Source organism: Sphingobium sp. ba1, from assembly GCF_000743655.1.
GTDB lineage: Bacteria > Pseudomonadota > Alphaproteobacteria > Sphingomonadales > Sphingomonadaceae > Sphingobium.
On record NZ_JPPQ01000053.1, the window covers coordinates 1 to 7251 of the forward strand.

The window sequence follows — 7251 nt, forward strand, 5'->3', positions numbered from 1 at the left end:
CGTCGGCGGGGGCGGCGGGGATCGGCGCTGGAGCGCTCACGGGCGGAGCGGGCCGGGTGCGGATGATGCGCCATGTCGCGCCGTCGATGCGCCGCGCGGTCGCGCCGCTGCCCTTGAGCAGCCGCTTCAACGCCGCTTCTACCGAGAGATTGCCGGTAACGGCCGGGGTGCGAATGCCAGCGAGCGACTGGTCGGACATGCCGATGCTGGTCCTGGTCTGACGGGCGAGCGCGATCGTCGCCTCGCCCAGCCGTCCGGGGGCGATGCTGATGGTGTGTCTGTCCGCCCCATGCGCGGGCGCTGCGCTTGTTATGGCAAGGGCGGTGACGAGGAAGAGGTCAGCTTTGCGGCCCATCCCCTTCTTTCAGCAGCCAAGTGTCGCCCTGGCGCACGGCGGAAAGGCCCATCAGCGGCGCGGCCCCGGCAAAGAATCGGGCCGGGTCTTTATCCAGCCGGATCGTGCCGGTGAAGCGCATCGCGCGCGCGCCCGGCGTGGTGCGGAGCGCGATGCCGAGCGATCGGCCGATATCTTCGCTGATGTCGCTGACGGCGGCATTGGCGTAGACGAGGCGGCCCTGCCGCCAACTGGCGACGGCCGCCGGGGCAATATCCATCACCCGCAAGCCTTGCGCATCATCGGCAAGGCCGCGTCCGGCGGGTAGGCTGATCGCCTCTGCGCCGGGATTGTAGATGACTTCGCCTTCCGACACGCCGATGCGGACGGCGCCGGGGGTGTGAACGATGTTGAAGACCGTCCCGGCATCTTCGAACACGGCATCGCCCACCGTCACGCGGAACGGATCGGACGCATCGTGGCGCACGGTGAAGGCAGCCTCGCCACTGTCGAGCGCGGCGAAGCGGGTGTCGTTGCGGTCGAGGCGCAGGCGGGTGCCTCCATTGACTTCGATGCGGGTGCCATCGTCCAGCGCGATGCTGCGCGTTTCGCCGGGGCGGGTGGTGACGGTGTAGATGTCGGCCCGGTTCATCATGCCGACCGACACGGCCGCGACCAGCGCGGCGGCGATCGCGCCGCCGCCGATCCAGCGGAGCGGGCGGCGTTGCGGCACGCCTACATCATTGGCGGGAGCAGGCAAGGCGACGGGTTCGGGCGGCATGATGGCGTCGAGGTCGGCATCGGCCGCCATTAGCACATCATAGGCCTCCGCATTGGCGGGGTCGCGCTCCAACCAGGCGGTGAAGCCGTCCCAGTCGGTAAAGGCGGGATCGCGCGTGCGGATGACCCACGCCAGTGCCTCCTCGTTCGTCATTGCTCCAGCCCTGTTCATTTTTTGCCCCTTACAGAGACTGACGCCGCCGACCCCATCATTCCGTATCCAGTTTTTGCTTGAGCGTCAGCATGGCGCGATAGGCCTTTTGCAAGTCCTTCTCCACCGTCGTCAGGCTGACCCCCAATTCCTCGGCAATGACCTTTTGTCCCACGCCTTCGATGCGGAAGCGGCGGAAGATGAGTTCGACGCGCGGGCCAAGGTCGCGCAGGACGGCGCGCGCCTCATCCAGCCGCTGGACAAGGATCATCCGCTCGTCCACCGGCACATCGTCGGTCGGGTCGGCCATGACGCCGCCAGCCCCTTCGGCCCAGTCCTGCTCGCGCCGTTCGCGCCGGATCGCCGAGCGATAGCGGTCGAGCATGAGGTTGTTGGCCATGCGATACAGATAGGGAACGGGGTCGGAGACGGGGCCAAGATCCTTGGCCTCCAGCTTCATCCACATATCCTGCAAGAGATCTTCGGCATTCTCGCCCGCGCCGCGTGCGCGCAGGAAGCGCAGCAGGGCCGCGCGTTTGGCCATGAAGATCGCGGAAAGGCCAGTGGCCATGCCTGTCGGGGTCCAGTGCTGAAATTGCTTGCCGTTCGGATAGCCTGCCATAGAGGGCGGGGTGGTCCCTTGGCAATCGCCAAGCTGTTGTCCTGCGCGCGTCGCTGCTTTAGCGCGGAGCCGGGCAAGCATCGGAGCGGCGCAGGCATGACGAACGGCGTGGACAGGGTGGCGGCACAGGCGGCGGGGATGGACCCTGACCGGCTGGACGCGCTGGTGGACTTTCTCGACCGCACCTATCTGGCCAGCGGCCGCTTGCCGCATATGCAATTATTGGTGTCGCGCGACGAGCAGCCGGTAGTGTCGTGGGCACGCGGGGCGGCGCGGGCGAGCGGGGAACCGCTGTCGGCCGATGCCCTCTATCGCATCGCTTCGATGACGAAGCCGGTGACGTCGGTCGCCTTCATGATGCTGGTGGAAGCGGGCAAGGTTGCGCTCGATACGCCGGTTGTCGAGCTTATCCCCGAATTTGCCGACTTGCGCGTCGGGCGCGCCAATCGCGCGCGGTTGAAGCGGCCGATGCTGATGATCGACCTGCTGCGCCATACGTCGGGGCTGACCTATGGGTTGCAGCGGCAGACGCCGATCGATGCGCGCTATCGCAAGCTGGGGCTGGACGAATTTCAGCAGCCGCGCACGTCGGACCAGTTCATCGCCGATCTGGCGACATTGCCGCTGGAATTTTCGCCAGGCGAACGGTGGAATTATTCGGTGGCGACCGATGTGCTGGGCGTCGTGATCGAGCGGCTGGAGGGGCGCGACCTGGAAAGCGTGTTTCGCGAGCGCATCTTCGCGCCGCTGGGCATGGTCGATACGACCTTCGCTTTGCCCGATGCCAAGGCGGATCGCATGACTGATGCCTGGCGGCTGGACGAGCAGGGCGAGCGCCAGGTCGCGGATCTGGGTGCCCGGAGCGGGTGGCGGCGGCAGGGGCGCTTCCTGTCGGGCGGCGGCGGGCTGGTGTCGGGGGTGGCGGACTATCACCGCTTTGCCCGGATGCTGCTGCGCGGGGGCGAACTGGACGGGGTGCGGCTGCTGCGGGCCGATACGGTGGCGCAGATGCGGTCCAACCAATTGCCCGGCGGCGGCGACCTTGCCAGCCTGTCGAGTGCGATGTTCAGCGAGGCGGATTATCAGGATGTGGGCTTCGGCCTGGGCTTCGCCATGGGTTTAGAGCGCGGCGAATATTATTGGGGCGGGGTGTTTTCGACCTATTTCTGGGTCGATCCAGTCGAGCGGTTGATCGGGATATTCATGACCCAATTGCTGCCGTCGAGCGCCTATCCGGTGCGCGCGCAATTGCGCGCTGGGGTGGCAGAGGCGCTGGTGCGCAGGGGGTAGGCCCAAGTCCCGCGAAACAGCGGAAATAATTGCTGCGCTGCAAAATTTGGCGTTGGCGCGGGCTTGTCGGCTGTGCCATCATCCCCGTCGATCAGACAGGGGGACCGTGTGCCATGAACCTCAAGGGCCAGACCAAACTTCCCAAACCCGCGCCGCGGCGGATGGACCCGGAAATCCTGGCGCATGAGATTGTCGAGCGGCTGACCTATCGCATCGGCAAGAATGCCGCTGCCGCCAAGCCGCATGACTGGCTGCACGCCGTCATTCTCTCGATCCGCGACCGGGTGATCGACGCGTGGATCACATCGACCCAGAAAACCTATGAGGAAGAAGGGCGGCGGGTCTATTATCTGAGCCTGGAATTTTTGATCGGGCGGTTGATGCGCGATGCGGCGTCCAACATGGAAATGCTGGACGACATGCAGGCGGCGCTGGCCTCGCTGGGCGTCGATATCGACATCATCGCTGCGCTGGAGCCGGATGCGGCACTGGGCAATGGCGGTCTGGGACGCCTGGCGGCCTGCTTCATGGAGAGCATGGCGACGGTCGATGTGCCTGCCTATGGCTATGGCATCCGCTATGTGAACGGCATGTTCCGGCAGGAGATTTCGGACGGCTGGCAGGTCGAGCTGCCCGAAAACTGGCTGGCGCATGGCAATCCGTGGGAGTTCGAGCGGCGCGAGGCGAGCTATGAGGTCGGCTTTGGCGGGCTGGTCGATCCGGCCGAGGGCGAGGATAGCGGGCCGCACCAGATGCATTGGAAGCCCAGCGAGCGCGTGATCGCCACCCCCTATGACACGCCGATCGCAGGGTGGCGCGGCAAGCGGGTCAATACGCTGCGGCTATGGGAAGCGCAGCCGATCGACCCGATCCTGCTCGACAAGTTCAATGCGGGCGACCATGTCGGTGCGCTGTCCGAAAGCAACCGCGCCGAAGCGCTGACGCGGGTGCTGTACCCCGCCGACAGCTCGGCCGCTGGCCAGGAATTGCGGTTGCGGCAGGAATATTTCTTCTCGTCCGCCTCGCTGCAGGACATCGTCCGGCGGCATATCCAATATTTCGGCACCATCGCGACCTTGCCCGACAAGGCGGCGATCCAGCTCAATGACACGCATCCGGCGGTGGCCGTGGCCGAGTTGATGCGGATATTGCTGGACGATCATGGCTTCGATTTCGACGAGGCGTGGGACATTACCCGGCGGACGTTCAGCTATACCAACCATACCCTGCTGCCCGAAGCGCTGGAAAGCTGGCCGGTGCCGCTATTCGAACGGTTGCTGCCCCGGCATATGCAGATCGTCTATGCGGTCAACAGCCGCCTGCTGGCCGAGGCGCGGCGGGCCGGGCAGTTCGATGACGCGGCGATCGGGGCGATCTCGCTGATCGACGAAGGTGGCGACCGGCGTGTGCGGATGGGCAATCTGGCCTTTGCCGGATCGCATAGCGTCAATGGCGTATCGGCGCTGCACACCGACCTGATGAAGGTCACGGTCTTTGCCGACCTGCACAATCTTTATCCCACCCGGATCAACAACAAGACCAATGGCGTTACCTATCGCCGCTGGCTGATGCAGTGCAATCCGGGGCTGACCGGCCTTATTCGCGAAGCGATCGGCGAGGCGTTTCTGGACGATGCGGAAGCGCTGCGCGACCTGGACGCCTTTGCCGACGACGCGGCGTTTCAAGAGAAATTCATCGCGGTGAAGCGGGCGAACAAGGCGGCGCTGTCGGACCTTTTGCGCAAGCGGTTGAACGCGCGGATCGACCCGTCGACGATGTTCGACATCCAGATCAAGCGCATCCATGAATATAAGCGGCAATTGCTCAACATCATCGAGGCGGTGTCGCTCTATGACCAGATCCGCTCGCATCCCGAACGCAACTGGGTGCCGCGCGTCAAGCTGTTCGGCGGCAAGGCGGCGTCGAGCTATCATAATGCCAAGCTGATCATCAAACTGGCGGGCGATGTCGCGCGCGTGGTCAATCATGATCCGGCGGTGCAGGGGCTGCTCAAGGTACAGTTCGTGCCGAATTACAATGTCTCGATGGCGGAGATGATGATCCCGGCCGCTGACCTGTCCGAACAGATTTCGACGGCGGGCATGGAAGCGTCGGGCACGGGCAATATGAAGTTCGCGGTCAATGGCGCGCTGACGATCGGCACGCTGGATGGCGCGAATGTCGAAATGCGCGATCATGTCGGTGCCGACAATATCATCATCTTCGGCCTGACCGCGCAGGAAGTGAATGACCGCCGCGCCAAGGGCTATGTGCCGATGGACGTCATCGGCAAAAGCCGGGAACTTGCCCAGGCCTTGCATGCGATCGCCAGCGGCGTCTTTTCGCCCGACGACCCGGATCGGTACAAGGGACTGATCCAGGGCATTTACGACAATGACTGGTTCATGCTGGCGGCGGATTTCGACAGCTATTCGGCCGCGCAACGGCATGTCGATAGGCTCTGGACGGATGAGCCCTTGTGGGCAAAGATGGCGATCCACAATGTCGCGCGCATGGGATGGTTTTCGTCCGATCGAACCATTCGCGAATATGCGCGGGACATCTGGAAGATCGGCTGAGGATGGGAGGCTGGGTGACAGGATCGTGCTGACAGGCGAGCAGATCGACCGGCTGGTCGAAGGCCGCGATGACGATCCCTTCGCCACGTTTGGCGTTCATCCTGCCGACACGGGCTTTACTGCCTGCGTCCTGTTGCCCGGAGCCCTATCCGTCGTTGCGCAGACGCTGGATGGCAAGGCGGTCGGCGAACTGGCTGCGCTGCATCCGGCTGGGCTGTTTCATGGCAAGGTCGTCCTTCGCAAGCGGCAGCCGCTGCGCTACATCGCGCGCTATGCCGATGGCAGCGATTATGCGCTGATCGATCCCTATGGGTTCGGGCCGGTGCTGGGGCCGATGGACGATCATTTCCTGGCCGAGGGTGCCCACGCCCGATTGTTCGACAAGATGGGCGCGCATGTCATGACCCATGAGGGGGTGGCGGGCGTGCATTTCGCGGTCTGGGCACCCAATGCCCGGCGCGTGTCGGTGGTGGGTGACTTCAATCAGTGGGATGGCCGCCGGGGCGCGATGCGCCATCGTATCGATAGCGGGGTGTGGGAAATCTTCCTGCCCGCGATCGAACCGGGCGCACCTTATAAATTTGAGATTGTCGGCGCGGATGGCGTGACGCTGCCGCTCAAGGCTGATCCGTTCGCCTATAAGAGCGAATTGCGGCCTTCCACCGCCTCGATCGTCGCTGGACCGCTCGACCATAGCTGGGGCGACGCGCGCCACCGCGACTATTGGCAGAAGGCCGATGCACGGCGCGAGCCGATCTCCATCTACGAGGTTCATGCCGGGTCGTGGCAGAAGGCCGATGATGGCGGTTTCCTCGACTGGGACGAGATGGCGAGGCGGCTCATCCCCTATGTCGTTGGCATGGGCTTTACCCATATCGAATTTTTGCCGATCAGCGAATATCCCTATGATCCGAGCTGGGGCTATCAGACGCTGGGCCTGTATGCGCCGACTGCGCGCTTTGGCGATCCGGCGGGCCTCGCGCGCTTCGTGGATGGGGCGCATCGGGCGGGGGTCGGCGTCATCCTCGATTGGGTGCCAGCGCATTTTCCAACCGACGAACATGGGCTGGCGCATTTCGACGGCACGGCGCTGTACGAACATGCCGATCCGAAAAAGGGATTCCACCCCGACTGGAACACCGCCATCTATAATTTCGGGCGGCGCGAGGTCGCGCAGTTCCTGGTCAACAACGCCTTGTTCTGGGCCGAGCGCTATCATGTCGACGGGCTGCGCGTCGATGCGGTCGCGTCGATGCTCTATCTCGATTATTCGCGCGAACCGGGCGAATGGATACCCAACGACCATGGCGGGCGCGAGAATGTCGAGGCGGTCGCTTTTCTGCAGGAGATGAACCGGGCGCTCTATGCCGCGCAGCCCGGCATCATGACGATCGCCGAGGAATCGACCAGCTGGCCCAATGTGTCGCATCCGGTGGAGAGCGGCGGGCTGGGCTTCGGCTTCAAATGGAATATGGGCTTCATGCACGACACGCTG

6 protein-coding genes are annotated in these 7251 nt (G+C 64.3%); 3 read left to right on the forward strand and 3 right to left on the reverse strand.

The window, feature by feature from the left end:
* The 3 genes from IL54_RS02720 to IL54_RS02730 form a co-directional block, all read right to left on the reverse strand.
* Window positions 1-355, reverse strand: a 355-nt coding sequence (locus IL54_RS02720) for an STN domain-containing protein (RefSeq protein WP_037473000.1), incomplete at its 3' end; no start/stop codon positions are given.
* On the reverse strand, window positions 339-1268 hold the full coding sequence (locus IL54_RS02725) for a FecR family protein (protein WP_037473001.1): 930 nt from the start codon (window positions 1266-1268) through the stop codon (window positions 339-341). The genes IL54_RS02720 and IL54_RS02725, both read right to left, overlap by 17 nt.
* Window positions 1269-1323: 55 nt before the next feature.
* Window positions 1324-1836 (reverse strand): RNA polymerase sigma factor, encoded by a 513-nt coding sequence (locus IL54_RS02730; protein ID WP_037473020.1) that lies wholly within the window; start codon window positions 1834-1836, stop codon window positions 1324-1326.
* 147 nt (window positions 1837-1983) lie between these two features.
* On the opposite strand from IL54_RS02730, the gene IL54_RS02735 reads away from it, so the two are divergent.
* The 3 genes from IL54_RS02735 to glgB form a co-directional block, all read left to right on the forward strand.
* Entirely contained in the window at window positions 1984-3177 is a 1194-nt protein-coding gene (locus IL54_RS02735) for a serine hydrolase domain-containing protein (RefSeq protein WP_037473022.1), read from the forward strand.
* 113 nt (window positions 3178-3290) lie between these two features.
* Entirely contained in the window at window positions 3291-5756 is a 2466-nt protein-coding gene (locus IL54_RS02740; protein ID WP_037473005.1) for a glycogen/starch/alpha-glucan phosphorylase, read from the forward strand.
* Window positions 5757-5781: 25 nt separating this feature from the next.
* Window positions 5782-7251, forward strand: a 1470-nt coding sequence (gene glgB / locus IL54_RS02745; protein WP_076605454.1) for a 1,4-alpha-glucan branching enzyme, incomplete at its 3' end; no start/stop codon positions are given.

Bases quoted from the DNA above. Each gene is read 5' to 3' on its own strand.
- IL54_RS02735 (WP_037473022.1), top strand. From the start codon at position 1,984: ATGACGAACGGCGTGGACAGGGTGGCGGCACAGGCGGCGGGGATGGAC.
- IL54_RS02730 (WP_037473020.1), bottom strand. From the start codon at position 1,836: ATGGCCACTGGCCTTTCCGCGATCTTCATGGCCAAACGCGCGGCCCTG.
- IL54_RS02740 (WP_037473005.1), top strand. From the start codon at position 3,291: ATGAACCTCAAGGGCCAGACCAAACTTCCCAAACCCGCGCCGCGGCGG.
- IL54_RS02725 (WP_037473001.1), bottom strand. From the start codon at position 1,268: ATGACGAACGAGGAGGCACTGGCGTGGGTCATCCGCACGCGCGATCCC.